Genomic DNA, 19,333 nt, shown 5'->3' with positions numbered 1-19,333 from the left:
CGGATGAAAGGAAATAATCAGTTGTGTACACTCTTAAAGCTGTGTTTGCTCTCCATGTTAGCTTTCGGCACAGCAAAGGCACAGTTACAGATAGTCGGTGCACCGAGTATGAAAGCTCTGGATGATTCACCCAATCGCTTGCAGGTTTTTATGCTGCATACACTGAATCCCGCATCTGTCATTCTGCGTTTTGCCGGAGCAGGTACAGGAAAGTTGTATCGCTATACGACCAAAGCTATCGAAGCGGAAGAAGTGACTACATCTACATATTCGGATGGTATGTGGACACTGACCGCTCCTCAGCTCAACTGTGGTTATTTCGTGTCCGGAGATGGAAGACTGCCTCAGTACTATTGGATAAGCAACTATGCTGACTATGCCTTATTTATTTCCGCTGTTACGGGGAAACCCTCCGAGACCTCTCCCTGTATCTCGATGGACTTAGCTGTGGATGCAGCCATCCGGCCTATTCCCTATTTTCAGCCGAATGGTATACCCCGTCGCTTGGATCGACATGTGCAAATTTCCTATCCGGATATGGAATGGGATGCCGAAGCTCGCCTGTTTCGACCTTCCACCAAGGAAGTTGAGGTTGAAGCATCGGATGACGAACGAACTCTTGTGGTGTCGGCATCGTTGGCAGATGCCGTTTACACGATCCATGGCGATCGCTTTACTAAGGAGCTATCGCTGCCTTTCACTGCCGTCGCCACGGATGAAATTCTGACACCGAAAGTAGAAGTGTATGCTTTCGTGGACAAGGTGGATGGCGGGAGCGCAATAGGAGATAATACGCCCGAAGAGGGAGATGCTTCTCTCGTGTCGGCTCCTTTTACCGTGATGCTTGCTGCATACGGCAATGAGCCTTCGGCTGCCAATTTTGTCTGGCGTATCTATCGGACGGAGGAGGGGGCTGAAAACAGTGTCCTTGTCTATAATGGAATTTCTACGGAGTTTACATTCCGCCAGGCCGGCATATATAGCATTCTGCTACAGGCAACTAACAGAACGGGGACTTGTACTGATGAGGTTTTGCTGGAAAACTATTTTAAGGTGGCAGAGTCCAGTCTGATTGTGCCCAATGCTTTCAGCCCTTACGGTAGTCCTGGTGTAAACGATGTATTCCGAGTGAAGCATTCCTCTCTTGTTCATTTTGACGGGCGTATATTCGATAGCTGGGGAAAGCAGATATTTCGTTGGACCAATCCGGATGAAGGTTGGGACGGCAAGTACAGAGGCAAGATGATGCCTACGGGCGTGTACTATTATGTGATCGAGGCAGAAGGAGCGGACGGAATCAAATACAAGCGAAAAGGGGATATCAATATACTCCGACCTGCATACGAAATACCTTTGGGGGGAAACCTCCCACGATAGCAAAAAACGAATCGACCTTTCCGATTGTTCTAATGCTATGAGCAATGTATGAGGAAGTGGTCGGAAATATATGCACGATACAGTTATAAACGTAAAAGACAAGATAGCTCGACACGATGCTGTGGAAGTCTATGGAGCACGGGTGCACAATCTGAAGAATATCGATGTGTGCATTCCGCGTCATAGCCTTACAGTCATCACGGGAATGAGTGGCAGCGGAAAGTCGTCATTGGCTTTCGATACCCTTTTTGCCGAAGGACAGCGACGGTACATAGAAACTTTTTCGGCTTATGCGCGGAATTTCCTCGGTGGTGGTATGGAGCGCCCCGACGTGGACGAGATAAAAGGGCTGAGTCCGGTCATTTCCATAGAACAGAAGACGACCAATCGGAATCCGAGATCGACTGTCGGTACCGTTACAGAGGTGTACGACTTCTTTCGTTTGCTCTATGCTCGTGCTGCTGAGGCTTATTCTTATGCCGGAGGAAAGAAGATGGTGAAATACACCGAGGAGCAAATCTTCCACCTCATTTTGGAAAAGTATGATGGCCGTAAGATAGCTTTGTTAGCCCCGGTGGTTCGCTCGCGTAAGGGGCATTATAAGGAGCTATTCGAAAGGCTTCGTAAGAAAGGCTATCTGCACGTACGCGTGGATGGTGAGATTCGCGAGATTTTGCATGGGATGAAGCTTGATCGCTATAAAATACATGACGTCGAAGTGCAGATCGACAAGCTGTGCGTAGCATCGAATCAAAGCAAACGTATAGCGGAGAGCTTGGCATTGGCTATGCGTGAAGGCGAAGGGCTTGTGATGGTGTTGGATTCGGAAAAAAACGAAGTGGGACGTTTTAGTCGGATGATGATGTGTCCTGATACGGGAATTTCGTATAGCGATCCGGCTCCGCACAATTTCAGTTTCAATTCCCCTCATGGCTATTGCCCGCGCTGTAAGGGCTTGGGCGAAGTGAATCTGCCGGATATGGACAAGATCATTCCATCTCGTGAGAAGAGTATATACGAAGGTGGCATTGAGCCATTGGGCAAATACAAAAACAATCTTTTCTTTTGGCAAATAGAGGCATTGTGCGAGAAGTACGATGTGACGATCAAAACGCCTTTGCGCGATTTGCCGGAAGAGTTGATCGAGGATATCCTATATGGTACAGACGAACTACTGACCATAAACAACAAAGCTTTGGGGCAGTCGAGGTATGCTCTCAGCTTCGATGGCGTGGCTAAGTATATATTGATGCAGGCAGAAGAATCGGATGCTTCGGCTACTGCGCAGAAATGGGCAGATCAGTTTCTCAAGACTACAACTTGCCCCGACTGTGCCGGCAAGCGTCTGAACAAAGAAGCTCTGTCCTATCGTTTGGCCGGCAAGGACATTGCAGAAGTGAATGCAATGGACATCAAGACTCTTATTGAATGGGTAGATTCTCTGGATGAACATCTTTTGGATACGCAACGGGCTATTTCTATAGAAATACTGAAAGAGATACGGACACGCTTGGGGTTTCTTAAAGATGTGGGGTTGGAGTACTTGACGATGAACCGAGCTGCAGCATCCTTATCCGGAGGAGAAAGCCAGCGTATTCGTTTGGCTACGCAGATCGGGAGCAAACTGGTTGAGGTCTTGTACATATTGGATGAACCGAGTATCGGTCTTCACCAAAGGGACAATCTTCGGTTGATTCATTCGCTTCAGGATTTGCGTGATATAGGCAATACAGTGGTAGTGGTGGAGCATGATCAGGATATGATGCTGCACGCCGACTATGTAATAGACTTAGGACCACGAGCCGGCAGACATGGTGGTGAAGTGGTGTTTGCAGGTAGTCCGGAAGAGATGGTGCAGGCTAATACCCTGACTGCCGATTATATAAGTGGACGAAAGCGTATAGAAAAGTCGATCGGCAGGAGAGATGGTAGTGGGAAAACGATAAAATTATTTGGAGCCAAAGGCAATAACCTGCAGAATATAGACGTTATCTTTCCGCTGGGGGTATTTATATGTGTTACCGGGGTCTCCGGTAGTGGGAAAAGTACATTGATCAATAAGACTCTATTCCCTGCTATCAGCCAAAAGCTGTACCGCTCTTTGCAGGATCCGATGCCCTATGACCGCATAGAGGGGTTAGAGCATATAGATAAGATAATAGCCGTAGACCAAAGTCCTATCGGGCGGACGCTTAGAAGCAATGCAGCCACATATACGGGATTGTTTACCGATATTCGCGCTCTTTTTGTCGGTCTGCCCGAGAGTAAAGCTCGTGGATATAAGCCGGGGCGTTTTTCTTTCAACGTCAAAGGCGGACGCTGTGAGGTTTGTAAGGGTAATGGCTACAAGACGATCGAAATGAATTTTTTGCCCGATGTATTTGCTCCGTGTGAGGGATGCTGGGGAAAGCGATACAACAGGGAGACACTCGAAGTCCGTTACAAAGGAAAATCCATTGCGGATGTTTTGGATATGACTATCAATAAGGCTGTCGAATTTTTCGAACATGTACCTCATATTTTATCCAAGCTTTCCGTTTTACAGGAGGTCGGTTTGGGCTATATCAAACTGGGACAACCATCCTCGACTTTGTCGGGAGGAGAGTGTCAACGTGTTAAATTATCTACCGAGCTGAGTAAACGTGACACGGGAAATACACTCTATGTATTAGATGAACCGACTACGGGCTTACATTTCGAAGATGTACGCGTTTTGTTGGGGATCCTTAATCGACTGATAGAGAGAGGGAATACGGTAATAGTGATCGAACATAATTTGGATGTGATCCGCTGTGCGGATTATTTGATTGATATAGGACCGGAGGGAGGAGCAGGTGGTGGACAGTTGCTTTACCAAGGGAAAATGGAGGATATAATAGAATGCAAGAATAGTTATACAGCTCAATTTGTGAAAGCCGAATTCGAAAAAGGCCGGATTGATACTGTACACATGAATTCTGCAGACAATATATAATGTAAAGTAAAAGAAGGTTTATTCAATGAAAGAACAGAAATTGTCTAATCGGTTTTGTCCGGAAGGCATGACCGTAGAAGAGTGGCAAGTAGGATTAAGAAGAGAATTTGCTGAACAGAATCCTTTCGATGTTGAACATTTGGATGAGAATCGGATATGGGGCGATTATTTGGTCGCAAACGGCCGCAACCGATACCGAGTTGCATTCCGTGGTGTTCGGAGCGAACGGAATTATTGTTCTTGTCTCGATTTTAGAACGAATGGGCTTGGAACATGCAAGCATATCGAGGCAGTAACACTCTTTCTTCAAGATCAGGTACCCGGTTATCCTTGGGGCGAATTTGACTATACGCCTGAGTATAGCTCCATCTATGTAAGCTATAAAGGCGGACGTAGCATCAAGATGCGTGTTGGACGTGAAGAAACGGCTCGCTTCGAGGCCTTGCGTGCTCGCTTTTTCGATGAATCGGGCACTTTGCCTCCTGAGAACTACAGCTTCTTACCGCAGATTTGTGATGAGGCCAAGGATATAGCTGCTTCATTCCGTTGTTATGAAGATGTATTTGATCTGACCCAGGAGCATTGTCGCAGGATGGAGTGGCAAGATTATTTACGTGAGACCAATCCTGATAAGCGTGTCGATAATGAATACACGGCCGATATGCCGGAAGAAATGCGTAGGCATGTGTACGATTTGGCATATGAAGGACATGGTGTGATGGTCGGTCTTCCTTCTGATGTAATTGTCCGCGAAGTCGTTGCTCTTGCCGATGTATATTTGCGCGATCAGCCCGGGGCTACGGGATATGTGATTATCAATGATCCCCAGCGCTTCATCCTTTGGCGCAATGCCTTTGCCAATCCTGCTCTTCGCCGTTTGCCCATTGAGGTGATGCATGCATCTGCCTTTGTCAAGAAGGTGGCTAATAATGTTCCCCCTTGTACGTTCATGTTTGTGGAGCAGGCCACTCGTTTGAAGGAGTGGCGCGATCCCGTTTCGGTGGCTATCAAGAGGATGCAGATCGACCATCTTTATATGAATCTGGAGACCATCGAAGATCTCACCCCTGTTCAGTTCTCCTCTGTGGTACAGCATATAGATCCCTTTATCTTAGGCCCGTTCTATCGCTTTATCCGAGACTATCGTCCTATCTTCCCGCTTAGAAATGATGGCTCCAATCTGCCTGATGATGTGCGCGACTTCATGTTCTTGTACACATCCGATTCGATTAGAGAAATGAACGAAATGCTTCCTCCTATCCGTACGGCAGAAATTTTGCTGCATGGTACTGATGCGGAAGAAGAGATAGACAAACTCCTGCGTCATCTTAATCGTGTTCTCTCGAATGATACGCTGCGAGAAGTATTTCTTAAAAGAATCAGTATGATTGTCGGGGCATCGTAATGTCCGAAGATTATCTCTCATCATTGAACGACAGCCAAAAGGCTGCCGTTCTTTATAATGACGGGCCTGCCTTGGTGATAGCCGGGGCAGGCTCCGGCAAAACACGGGTACTCGTTTATAAATTGCTGCACCTGATTCGCTCCGGCTACGATCCCGCAAGGCTGATGGCACTGACCTTTACGAACAAAGCTGCCAAAGAGATGAAAGAACGTGTGGCAAGCGAGATCGGACCTACTGCTTACAGGATACAGATGGGTACATTCCATTCCGTTTTCTCTCGTATACTTAGAGAGAATGCGATACACCTCGGATATACTCGCGACTTCAGCATATACGATACGAACGATACCAAGAGCTTGCTGCGTCATGTGATGAAGCGCATGAATATCGATGATAAGGTATATCGTCTCAACGCTGTACAACATCGTATATCGATGGCTAAGAATCAGCTGATCTCTCCCGAATCGTATGCTGCCAATAAGGATCTCTCCCGATATGATATAGACTGTCGAATGCCTCGGATGGCAGAGATTTATTCTCTCTATACCATTCTGTGCAAGCAGAATAATGCCATGGATTTCGATGATCTACTTTTCAAAATCAATGTCCTTTTTCGTGATTTTCCGGATGTCTTGCAGACCTACCGTGACCGCATCGATTATTTATTGATCGACGAATATCAGGATACCAACTTTGCACAGTATTTGATTGCCAGGCAGTTGATGGGGGAGAAAGGCAAGGTATTCGTCGTGGGGGATGATGCTCAGAGTATATACAGTTTCCGTGGAGCCAAAGTGGAAAACATTCTGGGCTTTTCAAAGTCGTTCCCCGGGAGCAAACTTTTCAAACTTGAGGAGAACTATCGGAGTACACAGAGCATCGTCAATGCTGCCAATAGCTTGATTGCTTACAATGAGGGGCGAATCCCCAAGCAAGTTTTTTCGAACAAACAAGTAGGTGAGCGTATTCGCCTGACGGGTTGTCTGTCGGGGTATTTGGAGGCTTATACGGTAGCGGATTCGATCGTCGAGCGACGCATGCAAGAGTATTGTCCTTATTCCGATTTCGCCATTCTGTACCGCACTAATGCGCAGAGCCGAGTTTTCGAGGAAGCACTTCGCAAACACAATATCCCTTTTCGTATATACGGTGGGCTTTCGTTCTATTCGCGAAAAGAGATCAAGGACGTCCTGGCCTATTTTCGTCTAATCGTAAATCCCAATGATGACGAAGCACTCAGGCGTGTAATCAATTATCCCAAGCGAGGAATAGGAGATACCACTCTGTCTCGTCTTAACGAGATAGCCACGGCTTCTTCTCGTTCGTTGTGGGACGTGCTGTCCGAATCGCAGAAGGGTTTTCCCGATCTTAGTGCTACAGCCCGACGCCGTCTTGGTGAGTTCGTTTCCCTCATCCGTGAACTTCAGGAGTCCGAATACGAATCTTTGTACGAACAAGCAGCCGATGTGGTCAAACGGAGCGGGATCTCGGCAGAAATTTTTTCTGACAAAAGTATCGAGGGAATAAGTCGGCAGGAAAACCTCAAAGAATTGCTCAACGGCATTGAGGAATACGGCACTTCTTACGCCGAAGAAAGGGGAGAGAAACCCTCCTTGGGAACGTTCCTAAACGAGGTTGTACTCCTGACGGACCAAGATACCGAAGGAGTGGTCGGAGATTATGTCACCCTGATGACGGTACATGCTGCAAAGGGACTTGAGTTCAAGCATATTTTTATCGTTGGTATGGAAGAAAATCTTTTCCCTTCGATGATGAATGCTACCGAACAGGGTCTTGAGGAAGAGCGTCGTCTCTTCTATGTGGCTATCACTCGTGCCAAAGAATCCTGTCATATCAGTTTTGCTGCGGAACGCTCCCGAAACGGACGAACAGAGCGTTCGCGTCCGAGCCGCTTCTTACAAGAACTTGATGATGCATACGTTGAGCGACGTGTGCCACAAGAAATGTTAGGAGGGCACAGCCAAGGTGACGAACTTCCCATCCATTTTTCTCGGAGCGATGCTTTCGAAAGATTGCCTCAGCCGGAGCCGATTCGCAGACGGCTGGTACGCGTCGGCTCCTCTCCTGTTCATGAGGAGCGAATGGTTCATCAGCAGATAGGAGATTTGTGCGTGGACGACACAGTGGCACATGCGCGCTTCGGAATAGGAATCATCGAATCCCTCGAAGGAGAAGGCGATAATGCCAAGGCTGAGGTTTCGTTTCAGCAGGTAGGACGCAAACGTCTGTTACTTCGGTTTGCCAAGCTATCCAAAGTGGAAAAAGATTCGATCTGAACTACAGTGTTCTGTACTCAAAAACGTTTAGGACACTATGGGGTGTACACCGGTTTGCTCTTTGAGGTATTATTGCTTCGTGGGGGCATATTTCCCAAAAGCAATCCTTTCTTCTTATTTGTTCAAAACCATGAGACTGACTCAGTCATCCATGAGGTGCTCTGAGTTCAAAGCTAAGTGTCGAACGCCCTTGAGGGTGGTTCTGTGTACAAAGATCGATAAGCGATATCGAATCAGTCAATAACCAAAGATGAATCATCCGTGTATATAACACGAGGGCGATGTTCATCATAACCGGTGCCCCAAAAGTCCAGCTCCGGATTGTAGAGAGGAGATTCTATTCCTAAGAGTCCCATAATAGCATAGGGCAGGACATCGGTCATGATGCGTCGGCTCCTAATGGATTGCAATCGAGGGATAAGCTCCGGGTATTTGGCTCTCATAGATGGACTGAGATAGATAAACAGAGGGATAGATACACCTTGTTGGCTAAATGAATGGCCGACCAGATTGGGGTTGTTGGGTGCATCATAGAGTACCTGCCCGTGATCCGAAAGGTAGATGATAATCGCATCTTCATTTGCGTATTTTCGCTCAATCTCGCCGAGGATATAATCCGTGTAGTACAGACTATTGACATAGTGCGCCACGACTGCATCCTTTGATTCGTCATGATGAGAGGGAAGGTTTTCCGAGGTGAATTTGCCGAATTCAGAGGGGTAACGATCCTGATAGGATACATGTGAGCCACTCAGATGTACCACCTCAAATAGATTTTGATACTCGGCTCGTTGCATGAGATTGGGTAATACCACATCATCCATCCCTCTGAAGACGAAAAGGGTACTGTCCGAAAGTTTGGCGATGGCTGTGACATTTTGCACTGCAAAGCCCAGTTTTTCCTGAGCACTCAGCCAGAAGGTATAGTAACCGGCGGAGCGGAGTAGCGGTATCAGCATAGGATCGTCATACCATTTTCCTCCTGCACGGCTTTCTCCAATAGACATCATCGCTGCAATCGAACCTTGAGTATTAGGCTTGGCACTGACCACATCGTCGAATTGTACAGCAGCACCGGATGCAAGCAGACTATCCAATCGGGGGGTATTCTCCAGAGGATAACCATAGCTATGCATATAATCAGGTCGGGCTGACTCACCCAGAACGAGCACTACCGTGTGTGGCGCTTTAGGGGAGACTTTGGTAACCATATCTCTCTTTGTACTGGAGTTAATGCGATCGAAAAGGGCATTGATCTCTTTGCCTTCCATCAAGCTCTGCGAGATGCTCCATACCAACCTCTCACAAGGTGCAGCTGTCGGATAGGAGAAAGCATAGCCTCTATCTTCGGAGAGCTGATCAAGAGCTTTAGGATAGTGCCAAACTGCTGCATAGAGTATTGGGCTAAGAAACAGAAGCAGTAGAGGAAAGAGAAATTTAGGTCTGCTTGGGAGTAGATGTAGTAGCCGACCGAGGGTTAGACTCACAAGCCAAACGATCGCATACCAACCTGCGACATGACCAATATCGCTCCAAGAGAAAGCCTCTCGCCAGAATGCACTGGCCTCGGCTGATGTAGTAGCAAGAAATGCAGTAGCTATATAGGGGATAAAAACAGTCCCGTAGCACCTGAGCAGGTACATCTCTACTACGTACATAAGCGTTGCGATCAGGATCACGGGCCACATAATGCCTCGATATAACCGACGGCTCGGGATGGCTGCAAGTAATAAATAAACGACCAAGCTCCAAACAATCGGGGCAATCAGAATATCCGCAAATCGAACCTCCATATTCCAAGAGACCAATACTCGGCGATAGGATTCATTGACAATAAGCTGTAAAAAGGCCAGGAAAAACAGCAGATAGCTGCGGCTCAGCAGGCGGTGGACATAGGTGTTAGAGGCATTCTGCCGAAGACTGCAATCCGAGTTGCGTAATTTTGAAAAAAGGTCGATCATAGTATTTTTTTGTATTGCTAATGACTTTGATTTATAAGTAACATTCGTAGACGAGGAGGCTAATTGGATTGAGATTGTATACCGTTTAGAGGATCATAGTAGAAGTATGTAATGTCCAAAGGTGTCGGAATGTGTTCTTTGAAGATGTTCAACTGAAACGCGACAAAGATATGTAAAAATATTGCTGCATAGATGAAATTAACCAATAGACCTCAGGGGACAACCGCCTCAAAATGCTCCCGTTTAAGTTTGATTGTAGTGATGTGTTTTTGATATGCGAGGGGAATAGTCTTTTGAGAGAGAGCAAATACTTGTTGATTCGTTCGATCTCATGGAAATGTCGTTCCTGTCATCATTCATTGTCGTTCAGTCTTCGTGACTATACAGTGTAGGAAGTTTGGTAAGGTTTGACGTGAGGAGGTGTGTCGGTTGTCAGCGGAGGACTTCGGGAATGGCCGGAGCAATGGCGCAGAGTAAAGCCTGACGCGTGGTTCCTTTCTGCCCGATGACAACGATGTGCGTCGGGCCGAAGAATACGTCCGCCACTTCGGGCGCAGATAGCTCCTCTATTTTCGATGCGATACGGGCTGCATGGCCCTCAGCCGTATTGAGCAGAAGCATCTCTCCCGTATCGACCGGTCCGATAAACCCTTCGGTGCGTCCGATACGAAGTTCACCGCGAGAGGAGGGTGGACGATTGTCTCGAGGCAGGATGTACACTTTTTTCCCTGAAGGCGAGGTCGATTTTTCTATGCCGAGGATTTCCAGATCGCGTGAAAGTGTGGCCTGCGATACGGGAATGTCTTCGGACAGCAAGGCTGTTTGCAGTTCCTCTTGGGTGGAGATTTCGCTCCGCAGAATATGCCGGCGAATGGCGTCGAGCCTTTTCTTGCGCATTTTTCCCCGTATGGCTTTCTTTAGGCGGTCATGACCAAATAGACCGTATAGCATATGAAGAGCGATAAGAGGATGCTGCCTTCGAAGCGTTTGATCGTTTTGTCTCCGAAGAAAAGGCCGAAAACGTAGAGCAGGATTGCCGATAGAATGAAAATCCCATAGTCCACGACCGTAATGCCTTGGATCCGTATGGGGCTGATGGACGAACTGACTCCGAGGATGAGCAGGATGTTGAAGAGGTTGCTACCTACGATATTGCCGATGGCCATGCCCGGACGCTTCTTGATGGCAGCCACTAAGGTGGTGACCAATTCGGGCAAGGAAGTTCCTCCTGCTACGATGGTGATGGCGACAACCGATTCGCTTACTCCCATGCGTCCGGCAAGCATAGCTGCATTGTCCACGAACAGATCGCCCCCGAAGACGAGAGCTACCAGACCGCCTATTACCATTATTATGGATAGGGGTAGGGCAAACTGCCTCACTTGCCCGGGGGATTCTTCCCCTTTGGACATATTGAAAGTGTAGAATAGAAATATCAGGAAGAAAGCCAGTAATACGAAACCTTCGGTACGGGTGATCACATTCTCTCCGGCCATGTCGAAGAGGCGGTCGTTGGCCATGAAAAACAAGACCGCGGAGGAGAGAATGGTTAGAGGGATTTCGATACGAATCGTACTGTTCGACATGGTCAGCGGCATGATCAGAGCCGTAATGCCAACGATGGCCAGAATGTTGAAGATATTGCTCCCGATGACGTTGCCGATAGCTATATCGGCACTTCCTTTCAGGGCTGCCATCAGACTGACGGTGAGTTCGGGAGCCGATGTGCCGAAGGCCAGTACGGTAAGGCCGATGACCAAATCCGATAGTCGAAATCGCTTGGCTATGGAGGCTGCGCCATCGGTGAGAAAATTGGCTCCGCCAACGACTAAAGCCAATCCGATGATTAGAAGCAGTATGTTCAATATCATTGTTTTATAATAGCTGTTTGTTCGTGGAATGGACTACAAAGATGCGTTTTTTTCATTATCGGTTGTCTTCAATCTCGACTGAGCAATTCAGAGTATGTATCTTCATACCGGTCGTAAAACAAACGCCACTCTGCATGGGATGCCGTTTGCATGGCTGCCAGCCGGCAGGCTGTTCGGTCGGCACTTTCGGCCGGCCAACGATATAGCAGGTCGGCGATGGCTTGTACGGCTTCTCCATAATTGTCGTCGGTACGCTTGATGACGGCTACGCCCGTACTGAAGTCGTCCCGACTACCGCGCTCCTGCATAGCCCAAAGGCCGAAGCCCGAAAGGTCGGTCGTCACCGTCGGAATACCGAAAGCGATGCTTTCCAGCGGTGTATATCCCCACGGTTCATAGTAGGAGGGAAAGACGGTCAGGTCCATACCGATGAGCAAATCGTAGTAGCCGAGGCCGAAGATCCCATCCTTCCGATTCAGGTAACAAGGAACGAAGATGAAGGACACCTCTCCGGCACTGCCGGCGGATTCGTCGAGTCGTTTCGAGATAGTCTGTTCCTGTATGTCGTGCAGCCAATGAGTCAGGAAAGGATAGGGGAGGGGTTTCTCTTTATACTCCGTCGGATCGGGATGATTCAGTAGATATTGCAGATCGGCACGCGCTCCGGCTACCCAAGCCGGCACGAGGATAAAAGCCAAAGTCGGAGTGCGGAGTTTGCCCGATCGTCCGGCCTCGGAAGCGGCATCGATGAAGAGGTCGATACCTTTGTTCCTGTACTCGTACCGTCCGCTCGTGGCTATCAGTAAGGTATCGGCAGGCAGTCGCTTGCCGGTCAGATGTTCCGCTACGTGGAGCAGTCGCTTTCGCGCTTCTGCACGCCGCCTCTCGTATTCTTCTCCTTGCGGCACGAAGTTCGGTTCGAATCCGTTGGGCAGTACCATCGGATCGCGTTCGAGCAGTTGCCGGCATTCTTTGGCCGTGAGTTCGCTTACCGTGGCAAAGGTATCCGATTGGTGAGCCGCCGCTTTTTCTATCCCATGTTTGGCTTCTACACCGAGTTCGGCAGCCATTTGATCGCCGTTGTAGCCCGGCATGTAGGCATACAGAGCTTTGTTGTTGCCGGCGATAGACCGCCCTGTGGTGGTGGCATGTGTGAGGAAAAGGGTTTTCAGACGAGGTGTTTTCCGCTTGCTGTAGAGGAGTCCCATGCCGAGCATCCATTCGTTGAAGATACCTATGGCCGGTTGGTCTTCGGGGCAGAGGTATTCGCACAGACTGTGCATCGTTTGGGCTGCGGCAATGCCGAAGAGCGAGGCCTCGTCATAGTCGCCGTACCCCTTGTTGCTTTGGATGCCGAAGTGCTCCCACATCTCATAGTAGAGCGTTGCTTTCTGTGCATAGAGGGGTTCGAAGTCCACCAGTACTACAGGGGGAGAACCGGGAGTTCGCCAGCTGCCGCACACATATCGCAAGTCCAGCGAGGGTGCTGCATCACGATGCCAGTCCTCCAAGATGGCAGGGACTGTATTCTCAAAATCGGTGGGTAAGTCTTCCTGCTCCGTTAGCAGGGGGCCTATGAAAATGATACGTCCGTCGTGGCGTTTCATCATCTCATGTGCCCTCGATGTAAGCACAGTGTATATACCACCCTGCTTATTGCAAACCTCCCAGCTCGTCTCCAGCAAGAGGGAAGGGTTGGGGCGAAAATCATTCATTCGATCGCAATTCGTTTGGGAAAGTTTTTTCCGGTCTTATCCTCCGACCAACCGCCATACAAAGGCCACGGCTACGGTCACAACGAAACCAGTGGCAAGCGGAATCAAGGCTGCCAGCAGCGTCCATTTCCGGCTCCCCGTCTCTTTATATATGTTAAACAGGGTGGTGCTGCAAGGATTGTGGAGTAGGCAGAACAGCATGAGATTGATACCTGTCAGCATAGTCCAACCGCCGGCTTCGAACAGTCGTGCCGTTTCGGCTGTGCCATCGGCTTCGAACATGACGCCGGCACCGGTTCCTCCATCTATTCCCGTAGTCAGGACGGTCAGCATCAGTATCGTCGGTATCACTATTTCATTGGCCGGAATGGCCAATACATAGGCCAGCAGAATGACACCGTTGAGTCCCATCAGCCAACCGGGTCCGTCCAGCAGGTCGATCAGATATTCGGCTATCCCGACTCCACCGATTTGGATGTTGCAGGTGAGCCAGATAAGGGCACCGGCCGGCGCGGCAAAGACAACGGCACGCCACAAAACGACGAGTGTACGATCTACGATGGATTTATAGATCGTCTGCCAAAACTGTGGCGGGCGGTAGGGTGGAAGCTCCAGATTGAACGTGGAGACTTGACCTCGCAGCAGCGTTCGGGAGAGTACCCAAGAGAAGAAAAACATGAAAGCGATACCCAGCAATGCAATGGCCACGACTGACCCAATGCCGATCACGCCACGCAAATAGGCCGGTACGGCAGGTGTGAGGAAGATCGTGGCAAGGAGTATCTGTGTAGGCCAACGCCCGTTACACAGAGAGAAGTTGTTGGTCAGAATAGCTATCAGTCTCTCCCTTTGGCTGTCGATGATGCGCGTATTGATGATTGCTGCCGCATTGCAGCCGAAGCCCATCGTCATGGTCAGAGCCTGCTTGCCGTGCGCACCCGAACGACGAAAAAGTTCGTCCAAATTGAATGCCACTCGCGGAAGAAAACCGAAGTCTTCCAATAATGTAAATAGAGGAAAGAAAATGGCCATCGGCGGCAACATCACGCTTACGACCCAAGCCGTAGCCAAGTAGACGCCATCGATGAGAAATCCGCTCAACCAATCCGGCAGGAAACCCGTAGTCCGTGTCTTCAGCAAAGGATGGAGAATACCTACAAGACTGTCGCTTAACCACTGGGACGGATAGTTGGAGCCTACAATGGTAATCCACAGTACCAAGGCCAACATGAACAACATGATGGGAAAACCCCACTTCCGGCTCGTAACGATACGATCTATCTTGATGTCCAGTGGAGTTCTCCCGCGTTTGTTGGTCTGAGTGATCACCTCTTGGCAGATTTTTCCGGCATCGGAATAGAGTGCTTCGGAGAGTTGGTCATGCAGGTCTTCGCCGAAGTTGCGGCGAAACTCGTCCACCTCTCTTTTCAGCTTCTCTGCCGGAGCTTCGTTGTCGGCATAGAGGATATTCTCCACCCGTCGATCTCCCTCCGTAAGGCGAAGGGCCAACCATCTGCTATTGGGCGTATCGGGATGAAAGAGCCGGATGGATTCGGCCAAAGAATCGATCCGCGTATCTATTTCAGTACCGATACTTGTCAGCCGATGCGGAGTACAGCGATATATCCCTTGGGCCACCTCGGACAGGGCCGACAGGAGATCGGATATGCCCTCTCCCGAACGTGCACTGGCTCCTACGACAGGGATGCCCAGCCTGCGCGAGAGACCTCTCAGGTCGATCTCCACGCCGTTCCGTTCGGCTTCGTCCATTAGATTGGCACATAGGACGGCACGATCCGTTATTTCGAGGATTTGCAGGATCAGATTCATATTCCGCTCCAGTCGGGTAGCATCTGCCACGATGAGGGTGACATCGGGCTTGCCGAAGAGAATGAAGTCGCGAGCGATCTCCTCATCCTCGGAAGTAGAAAGGAGAGAATAGGTGCCCGGAAGATCCACTATCTTGTATGAAGAGCCGGCATACGAGAATGCACCTTCGGCTTTCTCTACCGTTTTCCCGGGCCAGTTGCCCGTATGTTGTTTGAGCCCGGTCAGGGCATTGAATACCGTACTCTTGCCCGTATTGGGATTGCCGGCAAGGGCGATGGTGAAGTCGTATCGCTCCGCATCGGTGCCCATGCGCCGGAGTTTATTTCCGCTGTGTGTGGGGCAGCCGTTGCAGGCTGAAGAGGTGGCAGCACTCTTTTTCATCATTCGATTCGAAGTTGGTCTGAGCGTTTAGGTCTTTTACCTGTATATAAGGATATAACGAGCTTGATCGCGTCGCAGGGCGATGGCCGTTCCTCTGACCACATAAGCTGTCGGATTGCCCAAGGGGCTGGTCAGATCTATGGCGATTCGGCTACCGCGTACAAATCCTAAGTCCAATAGCCGTCTACGATTGGCCCCCCGACAGGCCTTGCTGATGCCGGCTATCGTAGCTTCTTCGCCCTGACGAAGTGTAGTGAGCTTGACGGTCTTCTGTGCCAAATCTATCATGCCTTTGTCCGTACAAGGCATTACGGTCAGATTATGTGCAGCCTCCTGTGGTAAGAAGAACTGCTCCCCCTCGAAAGAAAGGTGCACTCCATCCGTATCGGTACGCAAAAGATGAAATACGGCACCGCGGAAGAAACCGATGGTTTCTATCTGCCGATACAGGTCGGCAGGCTCATCTTCGATGTGGATCACTCTCACATACGAGTCGTCCGGCAGTTCGTCGGCATGTATTCCTTCCACGGATTGCACTTCGCCCTCTTCCGTCGGGATGGGATCGCCATGCGGGTCGAAAAGCGGATTGCCGAGACGGACTGCTATCCGCTCCTGCTCTTCATCGGACAGATCGTGCTCCTCCTTGCAGGCTTGTGTATGCCATTCGCTGGGTTCATAGCCGGAGTGTTCGGACAGATACTTTTCCAAAAGCCTGTGGCGGCGAATCACCTTGAGCGCATATTTCCGTCCGCTTTCGGTCAGATGCGAGTCCGGAGGCAGGCAGTAGCCTTGTTTGTGCAGCAGATCGAGTATATACTGTTGGTTGCTTATCTTCAGCCCGGTCAGGGCTACCAGTCGGTCTGCATTGACGGGCAGACCGTCTTCTTCCAAAGAATAGATAGCTTTGAGCGTATCTTCGGACAGACGGCGTACATCGAAGCGAAACAGAAGATTCGAGAATAAATTCATGCTTCTATAACTTCTATTATTACCGAAGTGTTCGGTCTGTTGGCCTGTGGCACAACGTTTTCAGTATGACAAAGGTGCTTATTTTATCGAAGAATCCGTCAAACTGCAGGCTCTCCTGTGCTCTTTTACCTGCATTGAGGTATCCGGAGGCGGAGTTGCTCCTACAAGATCGTTTCCACTTTCTTCCCTGAGTATTCCGGTCATTGACAGACTGAAAAATATGCACCAAAAAAGTTTTCAACAACGAAGATGTGTTTGGAATGATTCCAAATAAGCACCAGAAAGGAAGACGATTTCGAAGTGAAAAAGGCATGAAAAGGAAGTTTTTCAGGTAGAAATATGACTTTTGGAAAAGAAGATAACGATTTATATACAAATCATTTACGATAAATATATAGATTGTTTTTGATTTATATATAAATCGTTTTCCATTTATATATAGATCGAAAGTCATTTCTATATAAATCAGAGGCTGAAAAAGGCCGATTCGGGAGGTGATAAAACAAAGGCACCCACCAAGTTCTATAGGGAACTCGATGGGTGCCTTGACTCTTTGAGGAGGCTATGGAAGCGTTATTCCTCTTTATTTGTCATAGGGATATTCTTGCTTTGTCCGAACAAGGCGGGGCGGTATGACGGATACGGGCGGGATGGAACCGGCCTGATGAGCCGGGGAGTATATGTGGCATATTCATTGTTATTTGGTCGTAAACTGTTTGTCAATATCGTTCTATATCAATCCTATAAGCTCTTTTACAAAGAGTTTTATACTCTCGATAGGAGCATTCTTGGCCGGCAAATATAGTAAAAACCATCAACCATGGGGAATCGAATTTCGCATCGCAAATCTTCTCCACTTCGGTCGGCTCAGGGACTATTTGTTTCCAAAAGAATTTTCACTGTCAGGAAAAAAGAATCGGATTATTTCCGTCCGATTATTTGGTCGTTATGGAATTATTACTACTTTTGCGCCTGGGTAAGTCCTATACGGCATGCTCCCTTTGATTCCCCCAGGGCTTGATCGCAGCAAGGGTATTAGGTCGTAGCGGCGCGATATAGCCAGCTTACCCATCCGCCTCTTTAGCTCAGTTGGCCAGAGCACGTGATTTGTAATCTCGGGGTCGTTGGTTCGAATCCGACAAGAGGCTCGAAAAGCATTGCACCGATTCTCTCAGCTTGGTATGAGAAGTCGGTGCAGTCTTTTTTTACAGTTCCTTATCTTTTCAACACCTTGGTTCCGTTCCGGATTTCTAAAGGGCTGAAAGGAAAATCGCAGTTTTTATTGCCTTCGTTTGTTGCGGATAATCCTTATTTTTGTATCCATTTAAGGGATAATAAAGTTCATGTCAAGGAAAAACCATACCCACTATCTGTTGCTCTGGATGACAGCTCTCCTTCTGATCGTATGTTTGCCTCTGGAGGGCCAACGGAATCGCGCGTTTATCGTGGTTATCGATGCCGGACACGGAGGACATGATTCGGGGGCAGTCGGTAATGGTTTACGAGAGAAAGACATCAATTTGGCCGTGGCTTTGCGTGTGGGACGACTGATCAAGAGCAAGCATCCGGATGTGAAAGTGCTTTATACCCGTGAGAAGGATTTCTTCGTTACCCTGATGGGACGTGCCGAATATGCCAATAAAAACAATGCCGACCTTTTTATCAGTATTCATGTCAATTCGCAAGAGCGAGGTCATGGAGGCTATGGTACCGAGACCTATGTAATGGGACATGAACGTAACAGTAAAAATATGGCGGTAGTCCAGCGTGAGAATGCCGTCATATTGATGGAGAAAGACTATAGGACCGTTTATAAAGGGTTTGACCCCCGTTCGTCCGAGAGTTATATCATGTTCGAACTGATGCAGAATACGTATCAGGATCAGAGCATCAAACTGGCCCAACAGATCCAAAAAGGATTTGTGGCCAAGGGGCGTCATGATAGGGGGGTGAAGCTCGGCAATTTGGCTGTACTCGTGTTTTCTGCCATGCCGAGCGTTCTCGTCGAGCTGGGCTTTATAAGCAATCCGGCGGAGGCTCGTTATTTGGGGTCGGAAGCCGGGCGTGACGAATTGGCTTCGGCTATCGCCCGAGGATTTGCCCGATACAAAGAGGATTATGACAGACGTTCCGGTAAGGTGTCCGAGCCCGCACCACAAGCTGCTGAGGAAGAGGATAAGGTTGAAGTCGAACCTGAAGACAATGGTATTTCTTCGGTGGCAGATATGTCTGACGGCAAGGAAAGTATAGCTCCCAAGGGGCATGCTGTAAAGCCGGATGAGGGTGCTCATTCCGCGAAGAAAACCTATAAAATACAGATCCTGTCTTCCACGACGAAGCTCAAAAATGGCGATAAGCGATTGAAAGGTTACAAGGTGGTCATTGAACAACGAGGCGGTCGATTCTTTTATCTTACAGGAGCGGTTTCCAGCGAGGATGAGGCTCGTCACCTTCGGAAAAAAGTCAGGAAAAGTTTCCCTGATGCTTATATCGTGGTTTATGAAGCGGGCAAACGTGTGAGAGAGATATATTGAAATTGTCGGAAAGCATTAC

At 48.8% G+C, this 19,333-nt stretch carries 11 protein-coding genes and 1 tRNA gene; 6 read left to right on the top strand and 6 right to left on the bottom strand.

Features of this window, described 5'->3' with window-relative positions:
• The first annotated feature begins 3 nt into the window (after nucleotides 1–3).
• The 4 genes from PGN_RS06295 (at nucleotide 4) to PGN_RS06280 (ending at nucleotide 8,053) form a co-directional block, all read left to right on the top strand.
• Entirely contained in the window at nucleotides 4–1,377 is a 1,374-nt protein-coding gene (locus tag PGN_RS06295) for a T9SS C-terminal target domain-containing protein (RefSeq protein WP_039417140.1), read from the top strand.
• 70 nt (nucleotides 1,378–1,447) lie between these two features.
• The gene (uvrA, locus tag PGN_RS06290) at nucleotides 1,448–4,351 is read left to right on the top strand and encodes an excinuclease ABC subunit UvrA (RefSeq protein WP_012458177.1); all 2,904 of its coding nucleotides are present in this window, start codon (nucleotides 1,448–1,450) and stop codon (nucleotides 4,349–4,351) included.
• A gap of 25 nt (nucleotides 4,352–4,376) precedes the next feature.
• Entirely contained in the window at nucleotides 4,377–5,756 is a 1,380-nt protein-coding gene (locus tag PGN_RS06285) for an SWIM zinc finger family protein (RefSeq protein WP_012458176.1), read from the top strand.
• Nucleotides 5,756–8,053 carry an ATP-dependent helicase gene (locus tag PGN_RS06280; protein ID WP_012458175.1) on the top strand — a complete coding sequence of 766 codons (2,298 nt, stop codon included), beginning with the start codon at nucleotides 5,756–5,758 and terminating at the stop codon, nucleotides 8,051–8,053. The genes PGN_RS06285 and PGN_RS06280 overlap by 1 nt, the downstream gene beginning before the upstream one ends.
• Before the next feature lie 233 nt (nucleotides 8,054–8,286).
• Here PGN_RS06280 and PGN_RS06275 read toward each other — a convergent pair whose 3' ends face one another.
• The 6 genes from PGN_RS06275 to PGN_RS06250 all read right to left on the bottom strand — a co-directional run bounded on the left by PGN_RS06275 (nucleotide 8,287) and on the right by PGN_RS06250 (nucleotide 16,780).
• On the bottom strand, nucleotides 8,287–10,014 hold the full coding sequence (locus tag PGN_RS06275; RefSeq protein WP_012458174.1) for a phosphoethanolamine transferase: 1,728 nt from the start codon (nucleotides 10,012–10,014) through the stop codon (nucleotides 8,287–8,289).
• 432 nt (nucleotides 10,015–10,446) lie between these two features.
• Nucleotides 10,447–10,911, bottom strand: coding sequence for a transcriptional regulator (locus tag PGN_RS06270; protein WP_012458173.1), 465 nt, complete (start codon nucleotides 10,909–10,911; stop codon nucleotides 10,447–10,449).
• Between the two features lie 20 nt (nucleotides 10,912–10,931).
• A complete protein-coding gene (locus PGN_RS06265) occupies nucleotides 10,932–11,885 on the bottom strand; it encodes a calcium/sodium antiporter (protein WP_005873443.1) in 954 nt (317 codons plus the stop codon).
• A gap of 68 nt (nucleotides 11,886–11,953) precedes the next feature.
• On the bottom strand, nucleotides 11,954–13,600 hold the full coding sequence (locus tag PGN_RS06260; RefSeq protein ID WP_012458172.1) for a glycosyltransferase: 1,647 nt from the start codon (nucleotides 13,598–13,600) through the stop codon (nucleotides 11,954–11,956).
• Nucleotides 13,601–13,636: 36 nt separating this feature from the next.
• Entirely contained in the window at nucleotides 13,637–15,811 is a 2,175-nt protein-coding gene (gene feoB / locus PGN_RS06255; protein ID WP_012458171.1) for a ferrous iron transport protein B, read from the bottom strand.
• 36 nt (nucleotides 15,812–15,847) lie between these two features.
• The gene (locus PGN_RS06250) at nucleotides 15,848–16,780 is read right to left on the bottom strand and encodes a DtxR family transcriptional regulator (protein WP_012458170.1); all 933 of its coding nucleotides are present in this window, start codon (nucleotides 16,778–16,780) and stop codon (nucleotides 15,848–15,850) included.
• Between the two features lie 1,074 nt (nucleotides 16,781–17,854).
• On the opposite strand from PGN_RS06250, the gene PGN_RS06245 reads away from it, so the two are divergent.
• Nucleotides 17,855–17,928 (top strand) — tRNA-Thr (locus PGN_RS06245).
• Between the two features lie 195 nt (nucleotides 17,929–18,123).
• Nucleotides 18,124–19,314 (top strand): N-acetylmuramoyl-L-alanine amidase family protein, encoded by a 1,191-nt coding sequence (locus PGN_RS06240; RefSeq protein ID WP_012458167.1) that lies wholly within the window; start codon nucleotides 18,124–18,126, stop codon nucleotides 19,312–19,314.
• The last annotated feature ends 19 nt before the right edge of the window (nucleotides 19,315–19,333 follow it).

The organism is Porphyromonas gingivalis ATCC 33277 (assembly GCF_000010505.1).
GTDB classification, from domain to species: domain Bacteria; phylum Bacteroidota; class Bacteroidia; order Bacteroidales; family Porphyromonadaceae; genus Porphyromonas; species Porphyromonas gingivalis.
Note: the sequence above shows the minus strand (reverse complement) of the source record. Positions and strands in the feature narration are given on the sequence as shown.

Bases quoted from the DNA above. Each gene is read 5' to 3' on its own strand.
- PGN_RS06295 (WP_039417140.1), top strand. From the start codon at position 4: ATGAAAGGAAATAATCAGTTGTGTACACTCTTAAAGCTGTGTTTGCTC.
- uvrA (WP_012458177.1), top strand. From the start codon at position 1,448: ATGCACGATACAGTTATAAACGTAAAAGACAAGATAGCTCGACACGAT.
- PGN_RS06285 (WP_012458176.1), top strand. From the start codon at position 4,377: ATGAAAGAACAGAAATTGTCTAATCGGTTTTGTCCGGAAGGCATGACC.
- PGN_RS06280 (WP_012458175.1), top strand. From the start codon at position 5,756: ATGTCCGAAGATTATCTCTCATCATTGAACGACAGCCAAAAGGCTGCC.
- PGN_RS06275 (WP_012458174.1), bottom strand. From the start codon at position 10,014: ATGATCGACCTTTTTTCAAAATTACGCAACTCGGATTGCAGTCTTCGG.
- PGN_RS06270 (WP_012458173.1), bottom strand. From the start codon at position 10,911: ATGCGCAAGAAAAGGCTCGACGCCATTCGCCGGCATATTCTGCGGAGC.
- PGN_RS06265 (WP_005873443.1), bottom strand. From the start codon at position 11,885: ATGATATTGAACATACTGCTTCTAATCATCGGATTGGCTTTAGTCGTT.
- PGN_RS06260 (WP_012458172.1), bottom strand. From the start codon at position 13,600: ATGAATGATTTTCGCCCCAACCCTTCCCTCTTGCTGGAGACGAGCTGG.
- feoB (WP_012458171.1), bottom strand. From the start codon at position 15,811: ATGAAAAAGAGTGCTGCCACCTCTTCAGCCTGCAACGGCTGCCCCACA.
- PGN_RS06250 (WP_012458170.1), bottom strand. From the start codon at position 16,780: ATGAATTTATTCTCGAATCTTCTGTTTCGCTTCGATGTACGCCGTCTG.
- PGN_RS06240 (WP_012458167.1), top strand. From the start codon at position 18,124: ATGTCAAGGAAAAACCATACCCACTATCTGTTGCTCTGGATGACAGCT.